The 24,203-nt window shown below is 70.4% G+C and carries 23 protein-coding genes; 14 read left to right on the top strand and 9 right to left on the bottom strand.

Features of this window, described 5'->3' with window-relative positions:
- Window positions 1–3: 3 nt before the first annotated feature.
- The 4 genes from RIC31_RS13800 to RIC31_RS13785 all read left to right on the top strand — a co-directional run bounded on the left by RIC31_RS13800 (window position 4) and on the right by RIC31_RS13785 (window position 6,057).
- The gene (locus tag RIC31_RS13800; protein WP_350108348.1) at window positions 4–1,221 is read left to right on the top strand and encodes an N-acetylmuramoyl-L-alanine amidase; all 1,218 of its coding nucleotides are present in this window, start codon (window positions 4–6) and stop codon (window positions 1,219–1,221) included.
- A 164-nt stretch (window positions 1,222–1,385) separates the two neighbouring features.
- Complete coding sequence (locus RIC31_RS13795; protein WP_350108345.1) at window positions 1,386–3,833, top strand: penicillin-binding protein 1A; 2,448 nt, start codon at window positions 1,386–1,388, stop codon at window positions 3,831–3,833.
- 49 nt (window positions 3,834–3,882) lie between these two features.
- Window positions 3,883–5,017 (top strand): peptide chain release factor 2 gene (gene prfB, locus RIC31_RS13790; RefSeq protein WP_350108342.1). Its coding sequence is split into 2 segments (ribosomal slippage): window positions 3,883–3,951 and window positions 3,953–5,017, totalling 1,134 coding nucleotides; the frame shifts between segments, so codons are not numbered across the junction.
- Window positions 5,018–5,277: 260 nt separating this feature from the next.
- A complete protein-coding gene (locus RIC31_RS13785) occupies window positions 5,278–6,057 on the top strand; it encodes a hypothetical protein (RefSeq protein WP_350108339.1) in 780 nt (259 codons plus the stop codon).
- Here the strand turns inward: RIC31_RS13785 and RIC31_RS13780 are convergent.
- The 3 genes from RIC31_RS13780 to RIC31_RS13770 form a co-directional block, all read right to left on the bottom strand.
- A complete protein-coding gene (locus RIC31_RS13780; protein WP_350108336.1) occupies window positions 5,938–6,441 on the bottom strand; it encodes a hypothetical protein in 504 nt (167 codons plus the stop codon). The genes RIC31_RS13785 and RIC31_RS13780 overlap by 120 nt on opposite strands.
- Window positions 6,442–6,445: 4 nt before the next feature.
- A complete protein-coding gene (locus RIC31_RS13775; protein WP_350108333.1) occupies window positions 6,446–6,811 on the bottom strand; it encodes a hypothetical protein in 366 nt (121 codons plus the stop codon).
- Between the two features lie 198 nt (window positions 6,812–7,009).
- The gene (locus RIC31_RS13770; RefSeq protein ID WP_350108330.1) at window positions 7,010–7,783 is read right to left on the bottom strand and encodes an SDR family NAD(P)-dependent oxidoreductase; all 774 of its coding nucleotides are present in this window, start codon (window positions 7,781–7,783) and stop codon (window positions 7,010–7,012) included.
- Window positions 7,784–7,939: 156 nt separating this feature from the next.
- Between RIC31_RS13770 and RIC31_RS13765 the strand changes: the two genes are divergently transcribed.
- On the top strand, window positions 7,940–8,938 hold the full coding sequence (locus RIC31_RS13765; protein WP_350108327.1) for a hydroxyacid dehydrogenase: 999 nt from the start codon (window positions 7,940–7,942) through the stop codon (window positions 8,936–8,938).
- A 6-nt stretch (window positions 8,939–8,944) separates the two neighbouring features.
- Here the strand turns inward: RIC31_RS13765 and RIC31_RS13760 are convergent, their stop codons facing one another.
- The 3 genes from RIC31_RS13760 to RIC31_RS13750 all read right to left on the bottom strand — a co-directional run bounded on the left by RIC31_RS13760 (window position 8,945) and on the right by RIC31_RS13750 (window position 12,135).
- Window positions 8,945–9,580 (bottom strand): 2'-5' RNA ligase family protein, encoded by a 636-nt coding sequence (locus RIC31_RS13760; protein WP_350108324.1) that lies wholly within the window; start codon window positions 9,578–9,580, stop codon window positions 8,945–8,947.
- A gap of 4 nt (window positions 9,581–9,584) precedes the next feature.
- The gene (locus RIC31_RS13755) at window positions 9,585–10,991 is read right to left on the bottom strand and encodes a M20/M25/M40 family metallo-hydrolase (protein ID WP_350108321.1); all 1,407 of its coding nucleotides are present in this window, start codon (window positions 10,989–10,991) and stop codon (window positions 9,585–9,587) included.
- A 304-nt stretch (window positions 10,992–11,295) separates the two neighbouring features.
- The gene (locus tag RIC31_RS13750; protein WP_350108317.1) at window positions 11,296–12,135 is read right to left on the bottom strand and encodes a universal stress protein; all 840 of its coding nucleotides are present in this window, start codon (window positions 12,133–12,135) and stop codon (window positions 11,296–11,298) included.
- A 141-nt stretch (window positions 12,136–12,276) separates the two neighbouring features.
- On the opposite strand from RIC31_RS13750, the gene RIC31_RS13745 reads away from it, so the two are divergent.
- The 5 genes from RIC31_RS13745 to RIC31_RS13725 all read left to right on the top strand — a co-directional run bounded on the left by RIC31_RS13745 (window position 12,277) and on the right by RIC31_RS13725 (window position 18,130).
- Window positions 12,277–12,759 carry a YchJ family protein gene (locus RIC31_RS13745; protein WP_350108314.1) on the top strand — a complete coding sequence of 161 codons (483 nt, stop codon included), beginning with the start codon at window positions 12,277–12,279 and terminating at the stop codon, window positions 12,757–12,759.
- 135 nt (window positions 12,760–12,894) lie between these two features.
- A complete protein-coding gene (locus RIC31_RS13740) occupies window positions 12,895–13,173 on the top strand; it encodes a metal-sensing transcriptional repressor (protein WP_350108311.1) in 279 nt (92 codons plus the stop codon).
- A gap of 77 nt (window positions 13,174–13,250) precedes the next feature.
- Window positions 13,251–14,576, top strand: a complete 1,326-nt coding sequence (locus RIC31_RS13735; RefSeq protein ID WP_350108308.1) for an MFS transporter — start codon at window positions 13,251–13,253, stop codon at window positions 14,574–14,576.
- Window positions 14,577–14,862: 286 nt separating this feature from the next.
- The gene (locus RIC31_RS13730) at window positions 14,863–15,777 is read left to right on the top strand and encodes an amidohydrolase family protein (RefSeq protein ID WP_350108305.1); all 915 of its coding nucleotides are present in this window, start codon (window positions 14,863–14,865) and stop codon (window positions 15,775–15,777) included.
- A gap of 208 nt (window positions 15,778–15,985) precedes the next feature.
- Window positions 15,986–18,130, top strand: coding sequence for an acetate--CoA ligase family protein (locus tag RIC31_RS13725; protein ID WP_350108302.1), 2,145 nt, complete (start codon window positions 15,986–15,988; stop codon window positions 18,128–18,130).
- A gap of 17 nt (window positions 18,131–18,147) precedes the next feature.
- Here the strand turns inward: RIC31_RS13725 and RIC31_RS13720 are convergent, their stop codons facing one another.
- Both RIC31_RS13720 and RIC31_RS13715 read right to left on the bottom strand, forming a co-directional pair.
- A complete protein-coding gene (locus tag RIC31_RS13720; RefSeq protein WP_350108299.1) occupies window positions 18,148–18,489 on the bottom strand; it encodes a helix-turn-helix domain-containing protein in 342 nt (113 codons plus the stop codon).
- 19 nt (window positions 18,490–18,508) lie between these two features.
- Window positions 18,509–18,907 (bottom strand): type II toxin-antitoxin system RelE/ParE family toxin, encoded by a 399-nt coding sequence (locus tag RIC31_RS13715; protein ID WP_350108296.1) that lies wholly within the window; start codon window positions 18,905–18,907, stop codon window positions 18,509–18,511.
- A 189-nt stretch (window positions 18,908–19,096) separates the two neighbouring features.
- Here RIC31_RS13715 and RIC31_RS13710 point away from each other — a divergent pair, with 189 nt between their 5' ends.
- From RIC31_RS13710 to RIC31_RS13700, 3 genes are all read left to right on the top strand, one after another.
- Window positions 19,097–19,936, top strand: coding sequence for a ferritin-like domain-containing protein (locus RIC31_RS13710; protein ID WP_350108293.1), 840 nt, complete (start codon window positions 19,097–19,099; stop codon window positions 19,934–19,936).
- An 11-nt stretch (window positions 19,937–19,947) separates the two neighbouring features.
- Window positions 19,948–21,759, top strand: coding sequence for an adenylate/guanylate cyclase domain-containing protein (locus RIC31_RS13705; RefSeq protein WP_350108290.1), 1,812 nt, complete (start codon window positions 19,948–19,950; stop codon window positions 21,757–21,759).
- Window positions 21,760–21,869: 110 nt separating this feature from the next.
- Entirely contained in the window at window positions 21,870–22,829 is a 960-nt protein-coding gene (locus tag RIC31_RS13700; protein WP_350108287.1) for a D-2-hydroxyacid dehydrogenase, read from the top strand.
- Between the two features lie 15 nt (window positions 22,830–22,844).
- Here RIC31_RS13700 and RIC31_RS13695 read toward each other — a convergent pair whose 3' ends face one another.
- A complete protein-coding gene (locus RIC31_RS13695; protein ID WP_350108284.1) occupies window positions 22,845–23,195 on the bottom strand; it encodes a hypothetical protein in 351 nt (116 codons plus the stop codon).
- Window positions 23,196–23,454: 259 nt separating this feature from the next.
- Between RIC31_RS13695 and RIC31_RS13690 the strand changes: the two genes are divergently transcribed.
- Window positions 23,455–24,153, top strand: a complete 699-nt coding sequence (locus RIC31_RS13690; RefSeq protein WP_350108281.1) for a putative 2OG-Fe(II) oxygenase — start codon at window positions 23,455–23,457, stop codon at window positions 24,151–24,153.
- Window positions 24,154–24,203 lie beyond the last annotated feature (50 nt).

Genomic DNA, 24,203 nt, shown 5'->3' with positions numbered 1-24,203 from the left:
CGGGTGGCGGTTGTCGGCCGGATTCTCGCGGTGTTCGCGGTCGCGGCATGTCTCGCGGCCACGATGCTCGCCTCGCCGGCGCGGGCCGCTCCGGGGGTGACCGACCTGCGCGTCGGCCTGCACCCCGACAAGGTCCGGTTCGTTCTCGATCTCAGCGATCGCATCGATTTCTTCATCTTCCAGCTGCCGGATCCTTACCGGGTGGTGATCGATCTGCCGCAGGTCAGCTTCGATCTGCCGGAAGACGGCCATTCCCGAAGGGTCGGTGCGATCACCGGCTGGCGCTACGGGCTGTTCGAGCCGGGCACCTCGCGGGTGGTGATCGACGCGTCCTCGCCGATGGCGGTGAAGTCCTCGTTCATCCTGCCGCCCTCCGGCAGCAACGGCCACCGGCTGGTGGTCGATCTGGTGCCGACCGACCGCGACTCGTTCCTGGCGTCGTCCAACGAGTCGGTCGCCAAGCGCGTGGCGCTGCGGGCGCCGTCCATCGAGGCGCCGGGCGCAGCCCCGGCGCCGGGCCGCAACCTGGATCCCCGCCGGGTCATCGTCATCGACCCGGGGCACGGCGGTGTCGACCCGGGCGCCCTCGGGCACAGCGACCACGAGAAGGATATCGTGCTGGCGGCGGCCCGGACGCTGGCGCGCCGGCTCGAGCAGACCGGCCGCTACAAGGTGGTGATGACCCGCGACCGCGACGTGTTCGTGCGCCTGCGCGACCGCATCGCGATCGCGCGCAAGGCCGGAGCCGACCTGTTCATGTCGCTGCATGCCGATTCGATCGACGACAAGTCGCTGCGCGGGCTGTCGGTGTACACGCTGTCGGAGACCGCTTCCGACGACGAGGCCGCGGCGCTGGCCGCCAGCGAGAACAAGGTCGACATCATCGCCGGGATCGACCTGTCGGACCAGGCGCCTGAGGTCACCGACATCCTGATCGACCTGGCCCAGCGCCGGACCAAGAACCTGTCGGCGCGGCTGGCCGCCTATGTCGTGCAGGAGATGAGCGACGTCACGCCGCTGCTGAAGCGGCCGCACCGATTCGCGGGATTTGCCGTGCTGAAGGCCCCGGACGTGCCGTCCGTGCTGGTCGAGCTCGGCTTCCTGTCGAACTCGACCGACCTCAAGAACCTGCACAGCGCGCCGTTCCGGGACAAGATCGCCGAGGGCCTGGCGCGGGCCGTCGACGGCTACTTCCAGGGCATGCAGGCGGCGTTTCGCTGATCGCCCTGCGGCGTCCCGTCCCGGTGACATCGACCACAGCTCCGTCACATTCCCGGGATAGCCATGCGGCTGTGTCTGCGATCTGCTAGATTTGCCCGATCGGGAACGGCAGGCGGGGAACGGCATTCCGGTACTGACGAACCGGCATAGGGATGTGACGCAGAATGCGGTGGCTCCTCGGACTCCTGGCGGCGGTCTTCATCCTGGCGATTGCCGGTGCCGGGGCCGTTCTCTACGGCTTCTACCACTTCGGCCGCGGCCTGCCGGACTACGACTATCTGGCGGACTACGAGCCGCCGGTGGTAACCCGCGTGCATGCCGGCGACGGCCGGCTGCTGGCCGAATATGCCCGCAACGAGCGGGTGTTCGTCCCGATCGAGGCGATCCCGAAGCGGGTGATCAAGGCCTTCCTGGCCGCCGAGGACAAGAACTTCTACGAGCACCCGGGGGTCGACTTCGTCAGCCTGCTGGCGGCGGTGGCGATCAACGTCCGCAACTACGGCACCGGCCGCCGCCCGGTCGGCGCGTCGACCATCACCCAGCAGGTCGCCAAGAACTTCCTGCTGACCAACGAGGTCTCGCTCGACCGCAAGGCCAAGGAGGCGATCCTGGCGTTCCGGATCGAGCGTTCGCTCAGCAAGGACCGCATCCTCGAACTGTACCTGAACGAGATCTATCTCGGCTACGGCTCCTACGGCGTGGCGGCGGCGGCGCTCAACTACTTCGACAAGCCGCTGTCGTCGCTGACGGTCGGCGAGGCGGCCTACCTGGCGGCGCTGCCGAAGGCACCGAACAACTACCACCCGGTGCGCCGGCACGCCGCGGCGGTAGAACGCCGCAACTGGGTGATCGAGCAGATGCGCCGCAACGGCTTCATCGGCCAGGCGGAGGCGGGCGCCGCGCAGGACGAGCCGCTGGTCACCCACGGCAGCTCGGCCAGCGACGTCGCCTCGGCCGACTATTTCGCCGAGGAGGTCCGCCGCGACCTGGCCCGCCGGTTCGGCGACACGGCGCTGTACGAGGGCGGCCTGTCGGTGCGCACCAGCATCGACCCGCAGATGCAGGTGATCGCCGAGCAGTCGTTGCGCGCCGGGTTGGAGGACTATGACCGCCGGCACGGCTGGCGCGGTCCGGTGGCGACCGTGCCGGTGGTCGCCGGCTGGGGCGACACCTTGGCCGCGATCGAGCCGCCGAAGGGGCTGGGGACCTGGAAGCTGGCGCTGGTCCTGCAGGTGGGCGCCAAGGAGGCCCGCATCGGCTTCGCCGACGGCAGCCTCGCGACCCTTCCCTATGCCGAGGTGAAATGGGCCCGCAAATGGCTGGAGGACCAGCGTTTCGGGGACACGCCGAAGAGTGTCGAGGATGTTCTGGCGCCCGGCGACGTGGTGCCGGTCGAGGCGGTCGAGAAGGATGGCGACGGCAAGGCCTATCCGGCCGGCACCTACGCGCTGCGGCAGATCCCGGACGTCGGCGGCGCCATCGTCGCGCTCGACCCGCATACCGGGCGGGTGCTGGCGATGAGCGGTGGCTACGACGCCAAGATCAGCGAGTTCAACCGCGCCACCCAGGCCAGGCGGCAGCCGGGCTCGGCGTTCAAGCCGTTCGTCTACCTCGCGGCGCTGGACTCCGGCTATGCCCCGACCACCCAGATTCTCGACGCCCCCTTCGTGATCGACCAGGGCGCCGGGCTCGGCAAGTGGAAGCCGTCGAACTACACCAACAAGTTCTACGGTCCGACCCCGATGCGGATCGGCATCGAGCATTCGCGCAACCTGATGACCGTGCGCCTGGCGCAGACCATCGGGATGGAGAAGGTGGTCGACTATGCCGAGCGGTTCGGCGTGGTCGAGGGCATGCAGCCGCACCTGTCCTATGCTCTCGGGGCGGGCGAGACCACGCTGATGCAGATGACCGCCGCCTACGGCATGCTGGTGAACGGCGGGAAGAAGATCGAGCCGAGCCTGATCGACCGGGTGGTCGACCGCCACGGGCGCACGCTCTGGCAGCACGACGAGCGGCCGTGCGAGGGATGCGACCGGGCAGCCTGGGACGGCGGAGCGCCGCCGGCGATCCCGGACACCCGGGCGCAGCTCGTCGACCCGGCTTCGGCCTATCAGATCGTCTCGATGCTGGAGGGCGTGGTGCAGCGCGGTACCGGCCGGCGGATCGCCGAGCTCGGGCGGCCGCTGGCCGGCAAGACCGGCACGACGAACGAGAACTTCGACACCTGGTTCGTCGGGTTCTCGCCGAACCTGGCGGTCGGGGTGTTCGTCGGCTTCGACCAGCCGCGCACGCTGGGATCGCACGACACCGGCTCCAGCGTCGCCGCGCCGATCTTCAAGCTGTTCATGGGCGAGGCCCTGAAGAACCGCCCGGTCGTCGACTTTCGGATCCCGCAGGGAGTCCGGATGGTCTGGGTGGACCACGACACCGGCGTGCGCGCGACGCCCGGCGCCCGCGGCGCCATCCTGGAGGCGTTCAAGCCGGGCACCGAGCCGACCGGCACCCGCACCGTGCTGGACGGCGGTGTGCCGGATGCGGGCGGCGGCGAGTCGAGCGCCGGTGCGGGTCCGCGGCCGCCTGTTGCGACCAGCGGTTCCGGCCTCTATTAAGTCCTGCCCGAGCACCCTCGGACCTTTCACCCGCGTGACGGAGAGCGCAATGCGCGCCGAGACCACCGCGACCGCCGAAGAGATCAAGCAGTCGATCGAGCTGCTGAGGAGGCATCTTTGACTGGGATGCCGCGGTTACCCGACTGTCCGAACTGGATGCCCTGACCCAGGACCAGTCGCTCTGGGACGACCCGGACCGGGCCCAGAAGCTGATGCAGGAGCGCACCCGGCTGGAGAAGCAGCTGGGCGAGGTCAAGGCGCTGATCCAGGGCATGGACGACGCCCTGATGCTGATCGAGCTGGGCGAGGCCGAGGGCGACGACGCGATCGTCGCCGAGGCCGACAAGGACCTCGAGGCGATCCGCGCCAAGGCGGAATCGATGCAGATCGAGAGCCTGCTGTCCGGCGAGGCCGACTCCAACGACTGTTATCTCGAGGTGCATGCCGGGGCCGGCGGTACCGAGGCCCAGGATTGGGCCGAGATGCTGCTGCGCATGTACACCCGCTGGTCCGAGCGCCGCGGCTACAAGGTCGAGTGGCTCGAGGAGAGTGCCGGCGAAGAGGCCGGCCTCAAGTCGGCGACCATCAAGATCACCGGGCACAACGCCTATGGCTGGCTGAAGACCGAGAGCGGGGTGCATCGGCTGGTGCGGATCTCGCCCTATGACAGCCAGGCGCGTCGCCACACCAGTTTCTCCAGTACGTGGGTGTATCCGGTGATCGACGACTCGATCGACATCGTGATCGAGGACAAGGACCTGAAGGTCGACACCTACCGGGCCTCGGGCGCCGGCGGCCAGCACGTGAACCGGACCGATTCCGCCATCCGGATCACGCACATGCCGTCCGGGATCGTCGTGCAGTGCCAGGCCGACCGCTCGCAGCACCGCAACCGCGCCACCGCCATGGGAATGCTGAAGGCCCGGCTGTACGAGGCCGAACTGCAGCGCCGCGAGGAAGAGGCCAGCGCCACCGAGGCCACCAAGTCCGACATCGGCTGGGGCCACCAGATCCGGTCCTACGTCCTGCAGCCCTACCAGATGGTGAAGGACCTGAGGACCGGCGTGGAGTCGGGCAACCCGTCGGCCGTGCTCGACGGCGACATCGACGCCTTCCTCGAAGCGTCTCTGGCCGCCAAGGTCGGCATGACCCGAGACCACAGCGGATCCGCCGCCGCCTCCTGAGCCGGCGAACGCCGGACCCTCTCGACACGGCATTTCTCGAAGGCCGGGCCCAGCGCCCGGCCTTCGTCGTTCTGCGTCCGAATACTTTCAACTCCGAGTCGCGCCGAAATATTGGTTAATCTTTCATTGACCCATCGGGCGACGGCCTTGGGAGAGCCGCCCGATCCGCCTGTCCCGACCAACCGTTGTAAATGCCAGCATCGGCAATATCGGGTGGTATATGATGTATTAACGTACAACACCTTGTGGGGAGATCGGATATGTCCAGTCACCTTGAGCTTGCACAGAGATACATGACGGAGTCGGTCGGCCTGCTGCAGCGCTCGGGCTACCGCCTGTCGCTGAACTTCGACCTGAACGGGTGGGCGGCGTTGCTGCGCTCGGCCCCGAGCATCGGCATCGTCAACCCGACCTTCGACCCGGCGCACAGCGACCTGAAGCCGAACGAGGCGTTCTGGCTGCAGCTCAACGACGACTCCGGGGTCGTCGCCTGCATCGCCGACCGGCTGTTCACCACCGACGACTTCGTGGCCCGGGAGCTGGCGTCGGGCAAGCTGTGGTATGCGCGTCCCGGCGCCGGCGACCGGCCGGCGCTGCTGCCGTCCGCCCCGATCGGCCGCTACAGCGGCCGGGTCGGCCACGCCGGTGGCCTGTGGGTCCATCCGCGGCGCCGCAAGGACGGGTTGTCCTGGCTGCTGCCGCGCCTGGTCCGGGCGCTGTCGATCATGAACTGGAGCGTCGACCGGCATTGCGGCCTGGTCTTCGAGGGCATCCACGATTCCGGCCTCTCGGCCCAGGCCTACGGCTTCCCGGAATCGCACATTGTGGTGGAGGGTTATTTCCCGCCGGTCCGCGGTGACGCCCGGGTGTTCGTCATCCACATCGACCGCGACCAGATCGCCGCGCAGTTCGAGGATGACCTAGTCCGGATGACAGACGGCGACCCCCAGATGCGTGACGTGGCGACCATCGTCAGTCAGCGGATACACGAGCCGGTGGTACGTTCCCGTGTAGTCCAGATGGGTGGTGGCGATGCGTGACAGCACGGCGGTGCCCGAGGTCTTCACCATCGCGTAGGAATCCTGCACGAAGGACCGGTAGCCCGGGCACGGGATCTCATCGAGGCGGCGGCCGGTGAAGTTCGCCGCCTCGGCAACCCTGGCCCGGAACCCGTAGCTCTGGAAGAAGAAGCGGTCCGGGGCGTCCGACTGGACGTCGACGATGTGCATGTAGCCGACCAGCTCGGCCAGCAGGGCGTCGGTCAGCAGAACCTGCCGCTCGTACAGCAGCGGCCCGCGGCGGCGCTCCTCCCAGGTTCTGAACAGCCGGATCAGCGGGGTGTCCGGTCCGACCACGAACCCGTCGGTTCCCATGAAGTGGGCCCGGGTGACCTCGCCCAGGCCTGAGTAGACGCGTACCGACATCGCCTCACCAGTCGAACAGAACCACCACCACCTGGTGGGGGTGGCTGAACGGCAGCACCAGCGAGTTGACGGCCCGGTCGCGGTCCCACTCATGGGTGAAGGCGATCGGGGTCGCCAGGCTCACCTCCCGGACCGTCTCGGCGGCGATCGCGGCATGCGTTCGTGTCAGGTCGGCTCCCGTGTAGACCGCCGCCTCCGACACCGTCGATCCGCAGCGCGGGAACACGACGCTGCGGCCGTTCACGATCTCGGGGATATCGAGAATGCAGGCCTCCCGATCCTCCGGCGAACGCTTGTGGCGCAGGTCGAACCAGGACGCCAGTGCCGCCTGCAGGCTCTGCCCGGCGGCACCCATCCGAAGGTAGTTCACCCGGACCTCTTCGATCCGACGGAGGGGAACGACGTTCGAAGGCATGGCCGGACTCGACCCCTGTGCGGTGACTAGCGTTGGTTGTGAATAGCCTCCCCCGACGGTGCCGGATTGTCAAACCCGGCGCGACGCGGCTCATCCACGGCCGCATCTCCGACGTCCTGAAATGCGAGGCGCCCTACAAGGTTGATAAACCTTCTACGGAAGAGCCATCCGGAACATCCCGCCGTCCACCGGGATCTGCGTCCCGGTGATGTAGCCGGCGATGTCGGAGGCCAGGAACGCCACCAGGGCGGCCAGTTCCGCCGGCTCTCCGAACCGGCCCATCGGGATCCGCTGTGCGATCTCGGTTCGCCGGGCCTCCTCGGTCGGGAACAGGCGTCCGACGATCTGCGGCGTGCTGATCCGGCCGGGGGCGATGCAGTTGACCGTGATGCCGTGCGGCGCCAGCTGCGCCGACAGGCTGCGCGACCAGCTCCACAGGGCGGCCTTGGCCGGACCGGCGGCATTCACGCCCGGCTGGGTCATGGCGCCGGTCAGGGTGACGATGCGGCCCCAGCCGGCGGCGGTCATGCCGGGGACGAGGCCGCCGGTGATCCGGCGGGCCGCCGTGAAGTTGAGGGCGAACGCCTCCTCCCACCAGTCGTCCTCGGTCTGGTCCGCATTGCCGGCGTCGCGCGGCCGCGAGCCGCCGGCGTTGTTGACCAGAATGTCGACCCCGCCGAGCCTTGCCTGGGTCTCCGCGACCACCTGTGCGCAGCCGGCCGCGGTCGTGATGTCGGCCACGACGATCTCGGGGGCGGCGGCACCGGTGGCGGCGATCTCGTCGCGCAGGGCCGCCAGGGCGGCCTCGTTGCGGGCGCTGACGGCCAGCCTGACGCCCTCGGCGGCCAGGGCCAGCGCGGTGGCGTGGCCGATTCCGGTACTGGCCCCGGTGACCAGCGCCCGCCTGCCGGTGATCTTGAGATCCATGGAGTCCTCCTGTCGACGTTGCCGGAACGCTAGGCGCGGCCGGGGCGCAAGCCAACCGGTCCGGCGGCACGACACCCGTCGCCGGTCGACGCGACGCCCCGGCTCGACGCGGTCCCTCGGCGACCGGTAGGGTCGCCCGCAACCAGGGAGGATGCGATGCGCCCGAAGGCCGCGATGTTCCACGACTATCCGCCGGGCGACGGCGACGTGTTCGGCGCCGGCCGGCGCGAGCGGATCGCCGAGCTGACCGACCTGTACCCGGCGGTGGTGACCGCGGCCGATTTCGATCGGCATGCGGCGGCGCTGGCGGAGGTCGAGGTGATCTTCGCGACCTGGGGCATGATCCGCTTCGAGGACCGGCATTTCGCCGCCATGCCGAGGCTGCGCGCGGTGTTCTACGCCGCCGGCAACGTCAAGGCGTTCGCCACCCCGCTGGTCGAGCGCGGCATCGTGCTGGTCAGCGCCTGGGAGACCAACGCGATCCCGGTCGCCGAGATGTGCCTGTCGCAGATCCTGCTGTCGCTGCGCGGGTACTTCCGCTCGGTCCGGCGCTACCGCGAACTGCGCACCCACGAGGCCAAGGGGTTTCCGCGGCCGGGCGTCAACGGCGCCACCGTCGGCATGCTCGGCATGGGCAAGATCGGCACCCGGCTGACCGCGCTGCTGCGCGACTATCCGCTACGGGTGATCGCCTACGACCCGTTCCTGACCGCCGGCCGCGCCGCCGCGCTGGGGGTGGAGCCGGTCGGACTGGAGGAGGCGTTCCGCCGCGCCGCGGTGGTCTGCAACCACATTCCCGACCTGCCGGACACCCGGGGCATGCTGCGGGGCGAGCATTTCCGCGCCATGCCCGACGGCGCCACCTTCGTGAACACCGGCCGCGGCGCCCAGGTGGTCGAGGACGACCTGCTCGCCGTGCTGCGCGAGCGCCCCGACCTGACGGCCCTGGTCGACGTCACCTGGCCGGAGCCGCCGGCCCCGGGGTCGCCGCTCTGGGACCTGCCGAACCTGGTGATCAGCCCGCATATCGGCGGCACCATCGGCGACGAGGTGGTGCGGCTCGCCGACACCGCGATCGAAGAGTACGAGGCCTGGGCCGCCGGCCGGCCGCTGCGCCACCGGGTCACCGCCGAGGTGCTGGCGACCATGGGCTGAGGCCGCTCAGCCGCCGGTCAGGGGATATCGCCCGGCCGGCGATTCCTCGAGCGCCGGATACCGTGTCTCGACCACCAGCCGGAGCTCGTGGACCGGCCATGCCAGCGCCGGTTCGCCGAGCCATTCGGCCAGCGGCCGGAACCGCGGTTCCGCGACCGGCTGCGCCAGGCGCGCGAGCGTCGAATGCGTCGTTGGCGCGCGGAACGCCGGCGCGATGCCGGCGATTGCCGCCGCGACCTGGTCGCGGATCGCTTCCAGGCGCGGGTCGGGATCGGCCTCGACCAGCACTGCGTCGCCGCGCAGCCCGGCCCGCACGAAGTCGAGCGTGAACGGCGGCGTGGTGCCGGCCAGCCGTTGCAGGGCCGCGTCGACCGGTCGCCGCAGGCCGGCCCAGACCGCCTCCGGTCCCGACGGATAGACCGCGCGCACGTAGACGATCGAGAACACCGTCAGGTGCAGGGTCACGGCCGGCGCGAACTGCATCGCCAGCCCGGTGCCGTCGGCCATCCGGGTGCGCAGCCGGTCAAGCCGGACGCGGGTGTCGTCCGGCGGCCGGATCTGCAGGTTCACCGCGAAGCAGGGGTCGCCGAACGCCAGTTCGCGGGTCGGCGGGCGCGCGATCGGGGGCGGCCCGGCGGCCATGGCGTCAGCCCGTCGGGAAGCCGTCGCCGAGATCCCAGAACAGACCGGTCGCCATGCGCAGGCCGTCGCGCATCAGCGGTGCCAGCACATGCTCGTCCGGGGCGTGCTGGGAGCAGCCCGGATAGCTGTGCGGGACCCAGATGGTCGGCATGCCGAGCAGGTCGAGGAAGATGTCGTTCGGCAGCGAGCCGCCGGAGTTCGGGATCACCCCCGGCTTCACGCCGAGCGACTTCTCGATCGACTTCCGGGCCCAGTCGACCGCCGGATGGTCCGGGTCGAGGCGCGAGGCCCGCATGATCTCCTGGCGCATGCCGTCGATCTCGATGCCCTCGTAGCCCTGGGCCTTCAGGTGCTCGCGGATCGCCGGCAGGAAGCTGTCGGGGTCGGTGTCGACCACGAAGCGGATCTGGCAGACCGCCTCGGCGAACGGCGGGACGGCGTTCTGCGGCTTGTCCGGGTTGCCGCTGATGAACGACAGCACCTCGAAGGTGTTCCAGCCGAACACCTTTTCGGCGGCGGTGAAGCCGCGCTCGCCCCACCACGGGTCGATCGACGGGTCGTCCGGGCCCGGCACCACCTCGATGCCGCCGAGGGCCGCTCGCACCGAGTTCGGCATGCGCTCCGGCTTGATCGCCTGCAGCTTCACATGGCCGTCGCGGTCGATGATCGAGGTGATGGCGTGCATGAGAACGACGGCGGGATTCGCCAGCAGCCCGCCCCAGTTGCCGGAGTGGTGGCCGCCCTCGCGGTACTCCAGCCGCAGCCTGAAATTCATCACGCCGCGGGTGCCGAGCTTCATGTCCGGCTTGTCGGCGACCAGCCGCGGGCCGTCCGAGGCGATCAGCAGGTCGGCCTTCAGCAGTTCCTTCTGCGAGAAGCAGAACTCGCGCAGGCCCGGCGAGCCCATCTCCTCGGCCATCTCGATCAGGAAGGTGACGTTGTAGCCGAGCCGGCCGCGGGTCTCGATGACGTGGCGCATCGCCTCCATGTTGATGGCGTGCTGGCCCTTGTTGTCGGCGGTGCCGCGGCCGTACCAGCGCTCGCCCCAGCGCTCGTCGGGCGCCACGTCCAGGGTCCACGGGTCGCGCCCTTCCTTCCACCGCCCTTCCTCGCCCGGCACGGTGTCGCCGTGGCCGTAGCAGAACAGCGTCGGCAGGTGCGGGTCCTCGACCCGGCGGGCCACCAGGAACGGCGCCCGCGCCAGCCCCGGGTTGGCATGGATCGAGACCTCGAAGCCCATGGCCTCGAAGCGCGGGCGCATCAGCTGGTCCTGATAGGCCATCAGGTCCTTGCCGTGCTCCTCCTCGCGCGACGAACTCTGCACGGCGACCCGCGCCGCCAGTTCCTCGCGGAAGCCGCCGGAATCGAAGTACCGTTCAACCGCCTCGATCGCCGCCTCGCGGGTGCTCATCGCCGTCTCCTCATGGCCTGACTGCCGGGGCGCAGGACGGCCGTGAATCCGGCCGCGGCCCCGTCGGGATTTCAGAGCAGGACAGTGCCGAAATCCGCCGGCGGATGGAAGCCCCGGCGACCGGGGGGCGGCTCATGCCCGTCGCTACGTGGATCCCGGAGCCGGCTGCTCGCGCAGCCCCTCCGGGATGACGAAATGAGGGTTGGATCCGGGAGGGAAGCCGGCCGAATCCTCCCCAGCTTCGTCATTCCGGAGGGGACGCGCGAGCGTCCGGCTCCGGAAACCACCCGCCGCCTCGCGTCGCTCAGTGCGACATGAACAGCGGCACCGTCATGTGGCGGAACATCTCGCGGGTCACGCCGCCCAGCACCATCTCGCGCAGCCGGGCGTGGCCGTAGGCGCCCATCACCACCAGGTCGGCGCCGTCGTCGGAGATCCGCGCCAGGATGACATCGGCGATCGACAGGTCGCGCTGGGTGTAGACCTTGACGTCGACCTTGACGCCGTGGCGGGCGAGATGGGTGGCGATGTCGGCGCCCGGCTCGTCGCCGTGGGCGCCGGGGCCGCGCTTCGGGTTGACGATCAGCACCGATACCTGCTCGGCCGCCGCCAGCAGCGGCATGGCGTCGTTGACCGCCCGCGCCGCCTCGCGGCCGGCATCCCAGGCCACCACGACCTTGCGGCCGGGCTCCTGCATGGCGCCGATATACGGGATCATCAGGACCGGCCGGCCGCCGCCGAGGATGACGTCCTCGCTCAGCTCCGGCTCGCCCGACAGCGGATCGTCCGGGTCGGACTGACCGAGGATCGCCAGGTCGGAATAGCGCGCATGCTGCGAGATCAGTTCGGCCAGCGGCCCCTTCGCCAGTTCCTTGCGGACCTCGAAGGCGATACCGGCGGCCCCGGCCTTCTTCGCGAAGCCGTCGACGGCCGCCGTAAGGCTCTCCATCGTCGACTCGCGCGCCTGCTCGAACACCGCGGCCGGGATCTGCGCCTCGACATAGGACGGGATCGTCGGCATCGCGGCGGCGGCCAGCGCGGTCAGGTGCGCGCCGTGCCTCGCCGCCAGCGCGATCGCCGCGTCGGCGCGCTTCGCCGAGGATTTCGAGGGGTCCAGGTGGACCAGCAGGTTCTTGAATGCCATGGGGCTCTCCCTTCGTCGTCGCGGACCGGATCCGTCACTCGTGAAACAACCACTCGCACGGCAGCGTTGCATTGACATGAATCAGGGGAAGTGGTCGGAGAGTCCCGGGCCCGAGGGCCGCCACGCAAGGAGACCGCCCCCATGCGACCATGCCCCTGCGGTTCCGGTGCCAGCCTGGATGACTGTTGCGGACCGGTGCTCGGCGGCGCCGCGGCCCCGACCGCCGAGGCGCTGATGCGCTCGCGCTACGCCGCCCATGTGCTGCGCGACTTCGACCACCTGCAGCGGACCCACGCGCCCGAGACCCGCGGCGGCTTCGACCGCGCGGCGGCGGAGCGCCAGGCCGGCGGGGTCGAGTGGCTCGGCCTCGAGATCCACGCCGCCGGCGCCGGCGGCGCGTCGGACGACGCCGGAACCGTCGAGTTCACCGCCCGCTACCGCGAGGGCGGGCAGGCCCGCGCCTTCCGCGAGGTCTCCCGGTTCCGGCGCGAGCAGGGGCGCTGGGTCTATGTCGACGGCCTGCCGGTCCCGGTCGCGGCAGCGCCGAAGGCCGCGAAGGTGGGGCGCAACGACCCCTGTCCCTGCGGCTCCGGAAGGAAGTTCAAGAAGTGCTGCGGGGCGTGAGCGCCCGGCTACGGGGGATTTCCTGAGCCCGCTGGCGGCAACGCGACGCGGAGCGCCGGCGTGCTGGCCGCCTGGTCCAGGTCGCGGTCAATCGAGTTGCTCGACCTATCCTCCTGGAGAGGATAAAATCAAGCCATGGCCGACACCCACCTGCACCAGACCCATCCCGCGATCGTCAAGCGGCTCAAGCGCGCCGACGGCCATCTGCGCAGCGTGATCGAGATGATCGAGTCCGGCCGGCCCTGCCTCGACATCGCCCAGCAGCTCCATGCCGTCGAGAAGGCCGTCGCCCAGGCCAAGCGGACGCTCATCCAGGACCACCTGGATCACTGCCTCGACGACGTCGTCGGTCCCCTGGCGCGCGAGCAGCGGCGCTCGATCGACGAATACAAGGAAATCACCAAGTACCTGTGACGGCCCCCGGACCGCCGGTTCAGGCCCCCGGGGCCGCCGGCTCCGGCGCCCCGGCCCGCTGGGAGGCGGGCAGCCCCATGCTCAAGATCCTCGGCAACCGCACCTATCGCCACCTGTTCCTGGCCCAGGTCATAGCACTTCTCGGCACCGGCCTCGCGACCGTCGCGCTCGGGCTCCTGGCCCACGACCTGGCCGGCGAGGATGCGGGCGTCGTGCTCGGCACCGCGCTGGCGGTGAAGATGATCGCCTATGTCGGGGTGGCCCCGGTGGCGTCGGCCTTCGCCGAGCAGCTGCCCCGGCGTCGCGTGCTGGTCTGCCTCGACCTGGTGCGGGCGGCGGTGGCGGTCTCGCTGCCCTTCGTGACCGAGGTCTGGCAGGTCTACGTGCTGATCTTCGTGCTGCAGTCGGCGTCCGCGGGCTTCACGCCGACCTTCCAGGCGACGATCCCGGACGTGCTGCCGGACGAGGCGGCGTACACCCGCGCGCTCTCGCTGTCGCGGCTCGCCTACGACCTGGAGAGCCTGATCAGCCCGGCGCTGGCGGCCGCCCTGCTGACCGTGATGAGCTTCCACGCGCTGTTCGCCGGCACCGTGGTCGGCTTCCTGGCGTCCGCCGCCCTGGTGGTGTCGGTGCTGCTGCCGAGCCCGCGGCCGGCCGGGCGGCGCGGCATCTACGACCGGACAACCCGGGGTCTCAGGATCTATCTCGCCACCCCGCGGCTGCGCGGGTTGCTGGCGCTGAGCATGGCGGTTTCGGCGGCCGGCGCCATGGTGATCGTCAACACCGTGGTCATCGTTCAGTCGGGCTTCGGGCTCACCCAGCAGGCGACGGCGCTGGCGCTGGCGGCCTTCGGCGGCGGGTCGATGGCGGCGGCCCTGGTCCTGCCCCGCCTGCTCGACGCGCTGCCCGACCGGGCCGCGATGCTGGCCGGCGGGACGGTCATGGCCGGCGGCCTGCTGGCGGCTGCCGTAGTCCTGCCCGGCTACGAGGGTTTGCTCGCGATCTGGCTGCTGCTGGGGTTCGGATACTCGGTGACCCAGACGCCGTCGGGCCGGCTGCTGCGCCGCTCGTCGCACCCGGAGGACCGGCCGGCCCTGTTCGCGGCGCAGTTCGCGCTGTCGCATGCCTGCTGGCTGGTGACCTATCCGGCCGCCGGCTGGCTCGGCGCCGCCTACGGCATGCCGACGGCGTTCCTCGTGCTGTCCGCGGTCGCCGGGGCCGCGGTGATCGTCGCCGCGATGCTGTGGCCGGGAGCCGATCCCGCCGTGCTCGTGCATGACCATCCGGACCTGCCGCCGGACCACCCGCATGTCGCCGACGCGGTCCGGATCGGGACCACCCTGCGCCACAGCCACGACTACGTGATCGACAGCCACCACCCGGAATGGCCGCACCGGGCCTAAGCATCGCCTTCTGTCGCCGCCGCAACAGGGTCGGGCGCACGTCCTGCCGGCCCGGTTGCCCCGGTATTCTCAGCTTGCCGGCAATGTGAGACCATCGCCTCACCCACGCCGTTCGGCCTGATTTTTCATCCAAGAGCGCCCCGGGCGAGCACCCGCTCTGAACGGAAAAGCGATCTCCGTAAATCGGGCCCTTAGAAAGTTTGGAACTTCACGGGGCTGTCCCAGGCAACCTCCCGGTCAGGTTGTCTGGCACAGCCCCTTCGAGATCATCCGGAAGGGAGAGAACATGCCCCCTATCATCGACATGGAGATCGAGGCCCCGCTGTCCGAGGCCGCGCTGCGCGCCCAGGAGATCGGCAAGGGCCGGCCCGGCACGCCGATGGGAGAGTCGCTGGACCGGCCCGAGGGATACGGGTTCGCCAACTACGGCACGGTCTTCGGCGGCGGCTCGACCGGGTCGGCGACCAAGGGCTTCGGCCCTGACGAGCTCGACCGCCGGTTCGCGGCGATCGTCGCGGACATGGACCGGGCGAACATCGAATACGGCTTCATGTGCAACATGCTGAACAGCGAGATCGGCGACATCCACCGCAGGCATCCCGGCCGCTTCAAGCTGTTCGCCCTGATCGACCCGATGGACGGCATGCGCGGGGTGCGGGAGCTGGAGCGGCTGGTGCGCGAGGACGGCGCCAACGGCTTCCGCGTGACCTCGCTCGGCAACTGCCTGCCGGCCAGCGACCGGCGCTACTACCCGCTCTACGCCAAATGCGTCGAGCTCGGCGTGCCGGTGAAGATCTACAGCAGCATGAACTACGCCAACGACCGGCCCTACGACCTCGGCCATCCGCGCCACCTGGACCAGGTCGCGATCGACTTCCCGGAGCTGAAGATCTGCGCCGGCCTCGGGGGGTGGCCGTGGGTCCCGGACATGGTCGGCCTGCTCGCCCGGCATCCGAATCTCTACTGCGACACCTCGGCCCACCGGCCGCGCTATTTCGCCCAGCCGGGGGCCGGCTGGGAGATGTTCATGCAGTTCGGCAACACCCGCCTGCAGGACAAGATCATGATCGGGATGTCGCGCTATCTGTTCGGCTGCCCTTTCGAGGAACTGATCGAGGAGTACAGCCGGCTTCCGCTCAAGGAGAAGGTCCTGGAGAAGTGGTTCTACCACAACGCCAAGCGGTTCTTCGAAGGCGACTGAGGCCGGCGACTGCGCCCGTCGCTTCGTGGGTTCCGGATGCGTCCCGCCTGCGGCGATCCGCTCCGGAATGACGAAAGGAGGGGCGGGAGCCAAGGGTTCCGACCGTCCACCTCCCCAGTCTCGTCATTCCGGAGGGGCTGCGCGAGCAGCCGGCTCCGGGACCCACCCGCCGCCACTGCATGAACACCCGGATGACCAAGGACACAGCATGACCAGGGATGTCTCGTCTCTCATCAGGCCGGCGACGATCGCCGTCGTCGGCGCGTCCGCGACGAAGAGGGCCCAGGGCAACGCCGTCATCGACAACCTGCTGAGCCGGGATTGCGCGAGCCGGGTGATCCCGGTCCACCGCAGCGCCGGGACCATCCAGGGCCTGGCGACCGTCGCCGCCGTCGAGGACCTGCCCGACGGCGTCGATCTCGCGATCGCCTCGGTCCCCGCCACCGCCGCGACCGAGACGGCGCGGGCGCTGCAGGCGCGCGGCGTGAAGTCGGCAATCTTCTTCGCCGCCGGGTTCTCGCGGCAGGACGAGGCCGCGTTCCGCTCGCTCGCCGCCGCCAGTGTCATGAACATCCACGGGCCGAACTGCATGGGCCTGATCAACCTCAACGACGGGCTGTTCCTGTATCCGGCGACGACGTCGAGCAAGCTCAGGGCCGGCAGGGTCGCGTTCATCGCGCAGTCCGGCTCGGCGGCGATCACGCTGATGAATTCCGCCGAGTTCGGGATCTCGAAGATCGTCACCGTCGGCAGCGAGTTCCAGCTGACCGCCGCCGACTACCTGGACTGGCTGGCGACCGACGACGACACGGCGGCGATCGGCGTGGTGCTGGAGGCGATCAAGGACCCCGACGCCTTCGCCCGCGCCGCGCACCGGATCTACGCGAACGGCAAGTCCCTCGCGGTCCTGAAGGTCGGCAACTCCGAGGTCGGATCGGCGGCCACGCTCGCCCACACCGGCTCGATGACCAGCGACGCCGACACCTACCGGCTGTTCTTCGAGGCCAACGGCATCGCCACCGTCGGCGACTACGACGAGCTGAACGCGGCGCTGGAGATCCTGTCGCGCACCGGCCACCGGTCCGGTGTGGGCAGGCAAGGCGCGGGCAGGCAGGGCGGGGGCAGGCTGGCGATCGTCGGCATTTCGGGCGGGCAGACCGCGCTCGCCTGCGACGTCGCCGCGGCCGCCGGCGTCGAGCTCGCGCGATTCAGCGACACGGTGGTCCGGCGGATGGGCGAGGTCTCGCCCGGCACGCTGGCCCAGAACCCGATCGACTTCGGCTCGGTGGTCGACGAGGCCGCCCGCGACATCGCCGGCGCGATCGGGGCCGTCCTCGACGACGACGGCACCGACGTGCTGGTCGTGATCCAGGACTGCCAGGCCGGCCTGCACGAGAAGTCGCTGGAATCCTACGCCACGCCGATCGACGCCTATTGCCGCAGCGCGCTCGGGACGTCGAAGCCGATCGTCGCGATCTCGGCGACTTCGGAGCCGATCCACCCCGACATCCGGGCGAAGTTCGAGAGCCACGGCATCCCGATCGTCAGCGGCCTGCGCGAGGGCATCGTCGGGATCGCTGCGATCTCGCGGCCGCGCCCGCGCGCCCTCGCCGACACGCCGGAACCGCCAGGGACGCCGGCCCGCAAGGCCCGGGCCCTGAGCCTGATCGAGGACGAGCTGAAGCGCGGCAGGTCCCAGCTGACCCCGGAGAGCTGCCTGGAGATCCTGGCCGCCTACGGGATACCGACACCCCGGTCGCTGGTGGTGGCGGACGCTGCCGAGGCGCTGGAGCGGGTCTCCGAGGTCGGGTTCCCGCTGGTCGTCAAGGTCGCGTCCCGGGACATCGCGCATCGCTCGGAACTGGGCGGCGTCGTGCTCGGCGTCACCGACACGGACGGCCTCCGGGCGGCGGTCGACCGGATCGCCGGGAACGTCGCGGCGGCGGCCCCCGGAGCCGTGATCGACGGCTACGAGCTGCAGCGCGAGGTCCGCGGCGACCTCGAGGCGGTCGCCGGCTTCGTCGCCTCGCCGCCGTTCGGCGTCAAGGTCATGGTCGGGACCGGCGGGACGCTGGTCGAGCTGACCGGCGACCTGGCCATGGGGCTGGCGCCGCTGACGCCGGCGAACGCGCAGGCGCTCATCGCCTCGACCAAGCTCGGCAGGCGCCTGGACGGCTACCGGAACCTGGTGGCCAGGACCGACACGCGGCCGCTCGCCGAACTGGTCGCGAACCTGTCGCTGCTGGCGCGCGACCTCGGCGACCGGATCACCTCCTGCGACCTGAACCCGGTCATGGTCAGCGCCGGATCCGGCGAGGTCGCCGTCGTCGACGTGCTGATGACGGTGCGCTGATGCCGGCGGGGTCGGTGTCAGGCGGCGACCGTCAGGTGCCCGGTCCTGTCGTCGGGGCCGCCGCCCGCCCGCTCGATCCTGACCGTCACGTCGAGGCCGAGCCGGGTCGCGAACCGCACCAGCCGGTCCAGGCTGTAGCTCGCCCACTGGCCGCGCAGCAGGGTCGACAGCTTCGGCTGCGGCAGTCCGATGACCGCCCCGGCATCGCGCTGCGACAGGCCGCGGCGGGCGATCTCGTCGGCGATGGTCTGCACCATCCGCGCCTTCGCCAGCTCCAGCTCGGCATTCGCGAAGCCGAGGTCGGCGAACACGTTGCCGCTGGAGGCGGTGACGGTCGTGTCGTCTTCGCGTTTCGTCAAATTTCTCTCCGTTCGCACATCAGGGCGAGCCCCTGGCGCGCCGCAGTGCCATGCCCTCGGGGCTGGCCCGGAAGGTGTCCACGGCCTTGAGGCGTTCCTTGATCCGGTCGATTTCTGCCTGGGGTGTCGCCCGGCCGGATTTCGATTTCTTCTTGAAGGCATGCAGCACGTAGATCGCTTCCTCGTGCTCCACGGTGACCACGGTCCGGTAGGTGTCGGTGGCGTGGTCCTCGATGATCTCCCGCACCTTGGCACCCCGGAAGGCCAGGTCTCCGGTCAGTGGTTTGATCGACGGGTCTGTGTTGCCGGTCTGTAGCTTCCACAGCATGAATCCAATGGATCGTCGAACATTGCCTGGGAAGTCTTTTACGTCATTCAACGAAGAGTTTATCCAGTAAACCTTTTTATTTTCTGACATATTGTCCTCTTTGGGATCGATTTCCCGTTCATCCTCATGGTTCTCCTCCTCATAACTCGGGCCTGGCGTTCTCTAGTTTGAACACTCTTCATTGATACCGTGTAGGGTATCATAAACCGTGCGGTAGTCAACCTACCTACACATCCTCAAGATCGATGGTGACGCTTGGAGCGATGCACTGACGTACGCATGACAAAAATCAATCCTCTTCTCAGCATCGCCACCGCCGCCCGCGCCGTGCTTCTGACCGCCGACGCCCGCGCCAAGGCGGCGGCCGGGCGCGCGGCGGCGGCCGCGTGGCGGGCCGGTGAACTCGCGATGCCCGTTGCCGTCGACCTCCCCGACCGTCCCGCCCGCCCGGACGAGCCGCCGCTGCTGCCGCCGCGCGGGGTGAAGAAGCGGAAGATCACCGCCGCCCCGGGGGGCCGGATCGCGCTGCTGCACGCGCTGGCGCATATCGAGCTGAACGCCGTCGACCTGTCCTGGGACGCGGTGGCGCGGTTCCCCCATGCCGGCTTCCCGCGCGGGTACGTCGACGACTGGGTGCGGGTGGCGGACGAGGAGTCCAAGCATTTCCTGCTGCTGGCCGACCGGCTGGAGGCGCTCGGCGCGCGCTACGGCGCGCTGCCGGTCCATGACGGGCTGTGGCAGGCCGCCGCCGAGACCATGGACGACCCGCTGGCCCGGCACGCGGTGGTGCCGCTGGTGCTGGAGGCCCGCGGGCTGGACGTCACGCCGGCGATGATCGCCAGGCTGCGCGACGTCGGCGACGACGAATCCGCCGCCATCCTGCAGGTGATCTACGACGACGAGATCGGCCATGTGGCGGTCGGCAAGCGCTGGTTCGACCATCTGTGCATCCAACGCGGGCTGGAGCCCGTATCAACGTGGCAGGACATCGTGCGCGCCCGCTTCCGCGGCGGGGTCAAGCCGCCGTTCAACGTCCCGGCGCGCGAGGCGGCCGGCTTCTCGGCGGCGTTCTACGGGCCGCTGGGAGAGGAATACGAGGCGGCGCGGCGGCGCCCATGACGGAGGAAGCCATGCCCACGCATGCCGTCGACTGGGAGTTCGCGCATCCGCCCGCCGCGGTGTGGCCGCTGCTGGCCGACACCGCCCGGCTGAACGAGGCGGCGGGGCTGCCGAAATACCCGGTGCGCCGCGAGGAGCAGCCGGACGGCTCGATGCGGTTCTTCGCCGAGTCGCGGATCGGGCCGTTCGCGCTGGCCTGGGAGGAGATCCCGGTCGAGTGGGTCGGCGACCGCTGGTTCCGGCACGAGCGGCGGTTCTCGCGCGGCCCGCTGGCGACCCTGACGGCGACCGCCGAGCTGCGGCCGACGCCGACCGGCACCATCTGCCGCTACACCCTGGAGGCCGAGCCGTCCGGGCTGGCGGGCCGGCTGCTGCTGGCCGCCGGGTTCCTGCGGGCGTCGGAGAAGGGCCTCGTCCGGCTGGTCGACGGGGTGCGCGAGCATCTCGACGGCCGCCGGCCGGTGGCGTTCGAGCCGCCGCGCCCGCCGCTCGACGCGGCCCGCCGCCGGCGCCTGGACCGGCTGGCCGAGACCGTCGAGGCGAGCGGCCACGGCCACGGGCTGACCGGCCGGCTGGCGGCGCTGGTCAGCGGCGGCCAGGACAACGACGTCGAGCGCATCCGGCCGCTGGCGCTGGCCCGGCGCTGGGCGGTGCCGGAACGCGATACGATCGAGCTGTGCCTGCAGGCGGTGCGCGACGGCATCCTGGAATCGCGCTGGGACATCCTGTGCCCGCGCTGCCGCGGCGCCCAGATAACCGCGACCTCGCTCGACCGCCTGCCGACCGCGGCGCATTGCGAGAGCTGCAACATCGGCTACGACCGCGATTTCGCGCAGAATGTCGAGCTCAGCTTCCATCCCGCACCCAGCGTGCGGCCGGTGACGGAGGGCGAGTTCTGCCTGTTCGGGCCGATGTCGACCCCTCACGTGTTCGCTCAGCTGCGGGTCGAGCCCGGCGCCCGGCGCGCCCTGCCGGCCGGCTTCGCCCCGGGGGCATGGCGCTACCGCACGCTGGAGCCGGGCGGCCAGGCCGACCTGGCGATCGGGCCGGACGGCATCCCGGCGGCGATCGTGAGTGCGGAAGGGGTGGAGGCCGGGCCGCCGGCGGCCGGCGAGCTGGTGCTGGAGAACCGCGATTCCCGGCCGCGCACCGTGGTGGTGGAATCCCGGCGCTGGGTCGAGGACGCGCTGACCGCCCACCGGGTCACCACCATGCAGGCGTTCCGCGACCTGTTCGCCGGCGACGTGCTGCGGCCGGGCGACGAGGTGGCGATCGCCCAGATTGCCCTGCTGTTCACCGACCTGTCGGGCTCGACCGCGCTGTACGAGCGGATCGGCGACGCCGCCGCCTACCGCCTGGTGCGCGAGCACTTCGCGTTCCTGGCCCGCACCATCCGGGCCCATGACGGGGCGATCGTGAAGACCATCGGCGACGCCGTGATGGCGGCGTTCGCGGAGCCGGCCGACGCGGTGCGCGCCGCCGTCGCGGTGCAGGCCGAGGTCGCCGCCTTCAACCGCCAGCAGGGCGGAGAGGGTATCGCCATCAAGATGGGCGTGCATGCCGGCCACTGCATCGCCGTGACCCTGAACGACCGGCTCGACTATTTCGGCCAGATGGTGAACCTGGCGGCCCGGCTGCAGGGGTTGGCGCGTTCCGGCGAGGTGCTGCTGTCGGGCGTGCTGGCGGACGACCCGAAGGTGCGCGAGGTGCTGGCCGGCGTGGTACCGGGCACCCGCGAGTCGGCGGCGGTGCGGGGCGTCGAGCGGGCGGTCGACGTGCTGCGGCTGTCCGGGCCGTTCGTGACCGCGGAAACCGCCGCCTGAGCCGTCGCGTGCCGGAACCCTCGGGGTGATGGAACAGGCGGCGTGGAATCGACTAGCCTTTCCCCATGACCCTGCGGGGTCCGACGGACGGGGACAGGGGGCGTGAGCGGATGACCGACAAGCCGTTGCTGGTGCTGTGGATCGACAATGCCGAGCCGTATCGGGAGGCCCTGGCCGAGGCCGGGCTGGCGGATCGGGTCGAGGTCGCCGTGGTGCCGATGGCCGAGCCGATGCCGGCCGACCTGGCGGCGCGGGTGTCGGCGCTGGTCGCCTGGCGGAGCCCCCCCGGCGCGCTCGCCGCCATGCCGAGGCTGCGCTGGCTGCAGGCGATGAGCGCCGGGGTCGAGATGTGGCTCGGCCGGCCGGACCTGCGCGACGACCTGGTCCTGACGGCGGCGCGCGGCGTGCACCGGGTGTCGATGCCGGAGAACATCCTGGCCGCCCTGTTCCACCTGACCAAGCCGATCGTCGACGCCGCCCTCGACCAGCGCGACTCGCGCTGGACCCGCCGGGTCTCGGTGCCGCTCGCCGGCAAGACCCTCGGCATTCTGGGGATCGGGACCATCGGGGCCGAGCTGGCGCGCAAGGCCGCCGCCCTGGAGGTCCGGGTGATCGGCACCCGGCGGTCCGGGGTCGCGGTGCCGGGCGTCGACGAGGTGTTCACGCCGGACCGCACCGACCACGTGCTGGCGGCCGCCGACTTCGTCCTGCTGCTGCTGCCGTCGACGCCGGACACCCGCGACTTCATGAATGCCGGGCGCCTGTCGGCGATGCGGCCGGACGCCTACCTGCTGAACTTCGGGCGCGGCGACGCGGTGGTCGACGCGGACCTGGTGGCGGCGGTGCGCGACGGCACCATCGCCGGCGCCGTGCTGGACGTGTTCCGGCAGGAGCCGCTGCCGGCCGAGCACCCGTTCTGGACCACGCCCGGCATCAGCGTGTGGCCGCATGTCGGCGGGCTGCACCCGTACCGCGACGCCCTGGTCGCCGAGCTGCTGGCCGAGAACCTGCGGCGGTTCCTGGCCGGCGAGACGCTGAGCCAGAGCGTCGACCGCGTCGCCGGGTACTGAGGCGGCGGCACCCGGTCAGCGAGCCTCCTGCAGGCGGCATTCCGCGTCGCCGTCCCGCAGGCATCCGATGAACCGGTCGGCCGCCTCGACCGCGGCCGTGGTTTCCTGCAGCGCGCCTTCCAGGCATTGCCGGTACTCGACCAGCTTCTCGCGATAGGTCTCGGCGTCGTCGACGCAGCGGCGGCGTGCGATCTCACTGTCGGTCGCGCCGTTAGGCTCGGTCGCCGGGACGGCCGTGGCGCAGATCGGCGTGACCGGTGCGCTGCAAAGGGCCTGTGCCAGCGGTCCCCCGCCGAGCGGCATCAGGGCGATGGCGACGGCAGCGGCCATCGGGGCAGACAGAAGATGGAGACGCGGGCGGGCCATGGTCGGTTCCGTAAGGTGAGAGTGCCAAATGGGTCGACGCTGAATCAACGGGCGCGACCCGGACCCGGTTCCGGGGACCCGGGACCGGCCGGTTGTCGCCGGACGGTTCGCGGGTTTCCATTCCGGCCGGGTTGCCTCACGATATCCTGGGGGTAGGACACCGATGCCGGGGCAACCGGCACGGGCGACGGCGCAGCCGGCGGCAGACCGGGCGTCGCGAGACGGGATTCCGCACCCTCGGGCGAGACTGGGGGTGGCCATGCCTGAGATCTTCAACTGTTTTCCGTTGACCGTGTTCAAGGACACGCTCGGCCTGCCGACGGGCTATCGCCGCCGGCTGGGCGAGTGCGTGATCGAAGCCTGGGAGGCCAGCTCGAAGGCCGGCCAGGATCGCCGCAACGCCTGGACCGGCGACCGCAACGGCGTCGAATGCCTGCACCACGAGCCCGAGTTCCAGGAGCTGTTCCGGGCATTGCGCGAACGGCTGCAACGCTACCTCTCGGCTCTGTCGGTCGATGCCCGGCGGCTCGAGCTGTTCTACACCCGGGCCTGGGGGACGCTCAGCGAGCGCGGACAGAAGATCCAGCGCCACCGCCACAACCAGTCGCACATCTCGCTGGTCTACTACCCGCTGAAGGCGGAGGGCACCGGCAACCTGGTGTTCCACGACGCCGAGCCGGCGAACGAATTCACCCCCGGCCTGTTCGAGCCGCATTCCCTGTCCGAGGGGCTGCTGACCGCCAGCAACATCCTGAACTCCGAGCTGGTGAACCTGCCGGTGGCCGAGGACGACGTGGTGATCTTCCCGTCCAAGGCCTACCACGCCACCGAGCCGAACGAGACCGACCAGCCGCGGGTGTCGATCTCGGCCGACGTAGTGGTCGCCCTCAAGGACGCGGCCGGCGTCGAATACGTCATGCCCCCGGTCCGCCACTGGCGCAGCGCCGAGGGCTTCTGAGGGCGGCGTCCCATGATCGCGGCCAACCGTCTGCTCGATTGAGGTGACGG

Origin of the sequence: Thalassobaculum sp. (assembly GCF_040219615.1) — a bacterium.
Taxonomy (GTDB): domain Bacteria; phylum Pseudomonadota; class Alphaproteobacteria; order Thalassobaculales; family Thalassobaculaceae; genus Thalassobaculum_A.
This window is presented reverse-complemented; position numbering and strand designations above follow the sequence as displayed.

Coding starts and splice junctions, on each gene's coding strand:
- RIC31_RS13795 (WP_350108345.1), top strand. CDS start 1,386: ATGCGGTGGCTCCTCGGACTCCTGGCGGCGGTCTTCATCCTGGCGATT.
- RIC31_RS13785 (WP_350108339.1), top strand. CDS start 5,278: ATGTCCAGTCACCTTGAGCTTGCACAGAGATACATGACGGAGTCGGTC.
- RIC31_RS13780 (WP_350108336.1), bottom strand. CDS start 6,441: ATGTCGGTACGCGTCTACTCAGGCCTGGGCGAGGTCACCCGGGCCCAC.
- RIC31_RS13770 (WP_350108330.1), bottom strand. CDS start 7,783: ATGGATCTCAAGATCACCGGCAGGCGGGCGCTGGTCACCGGGGCCAGT.
- RIC31_RS13765 (WP_350108327.1), top strand. CDS start 7,940: ATGCGCCCGAAGGCCGCGATGTTCCACGACTATCCGCCGGGCGACGGC.
- RIC31_RS13760 (WP_350108324.1), bottom strand. CDS start 9,580: ATGGCCGCCGGGCCGCCCCCGATCGCGCGCCCGCCGACCCGCGAACTG.
- RIC31_RS13755 (WP_350108321.1), bottom strand. CDS start 10,991: ATGAGCACCCGCGAGGCGGCGATCGAGGCGGTTGAACGGTACTTCGAT.
- RIC31_RS13750 (WP_350108317.1), bottom strand. CDS start 12,135: ATGGCATTCAAGAACCTGCTGGTCCACCTGGACCCCTCGAAATCCTCG.
- RIC31_RS13745 (WP_350108314.1), top strand. CDS start 12,277: ATGCGACCATGCCCCTGCGGTTCCGGTGCCAGCCTGGATGACTGTTGC.
- RIC31_RS13740 (WP_350108311.1), top strand. CDS start 12,895: ATGGCCGACACCCACCTGCACCAGACCCATCCCGCGATCGTCAAGCGG.
- RIC31_RS13735 (WP_350108308.1), top strand. CDS start 13,251: ATGCTCAAGATCCTCGGCAACCGCACCTATCGCCACCTGTTCCTGGCC.
- RIC31_RS13730 (WP_350108305.1), top strand. CDS start 14,863: ATGCCCCCTATCATCGACATGGAGATCGAGGCCCCGCTGTCCGAGGCC.
- RIC31_RS13725 (WP_350108302.1), top strand. CDS start 15,986: ATGACCAGGGATGTCTCGTCTCTCATCAGGCCGGCGACGATCGCCGTC.
- RIC31_RS13715 (WP_350108296.1), bottom strand. CDS start 18,907: ATGTCAGAAAATAAAAAGGTTTACTGGATAAACTCTTCGTTGAATGAC.
- RIC31_RS13710 (WP_350108293.1), top strand. CDS start 19,097: ATGACAAAAATCAATCCTCTTCTCAGCATCGCCACCGCCGCCCGCGCC.
- RIC31_RS13705 (WP_350108290.1), top strand. CDS start 19,948: ATGCCCACGCATGCCGTCGACTGGGAGTTCGCGCATCCGCCCGCCGCG.
- RIC31_RS13700 (WP_350108287.1), top strand. CDS start 21,870: ATGACCGACAAGCCGTTGCTGGTGCTGTGGATCGACAATGCCGAGCCG.
- RIC31_RS13695 (WP_350108284.1), bottom strand. CDS start 23,195: ATGGCCCGCCCGCGTCTCCATCTTCTGTCTGCCCCGATGGCCGCTGCC.
- RIC31_RS13690 (WP_350108281.1), top strand. CDS start 23,455: ATGCCTGAGATCTTCAACTGTTTTCCGTTGACCGTGTTCAAGGACACG.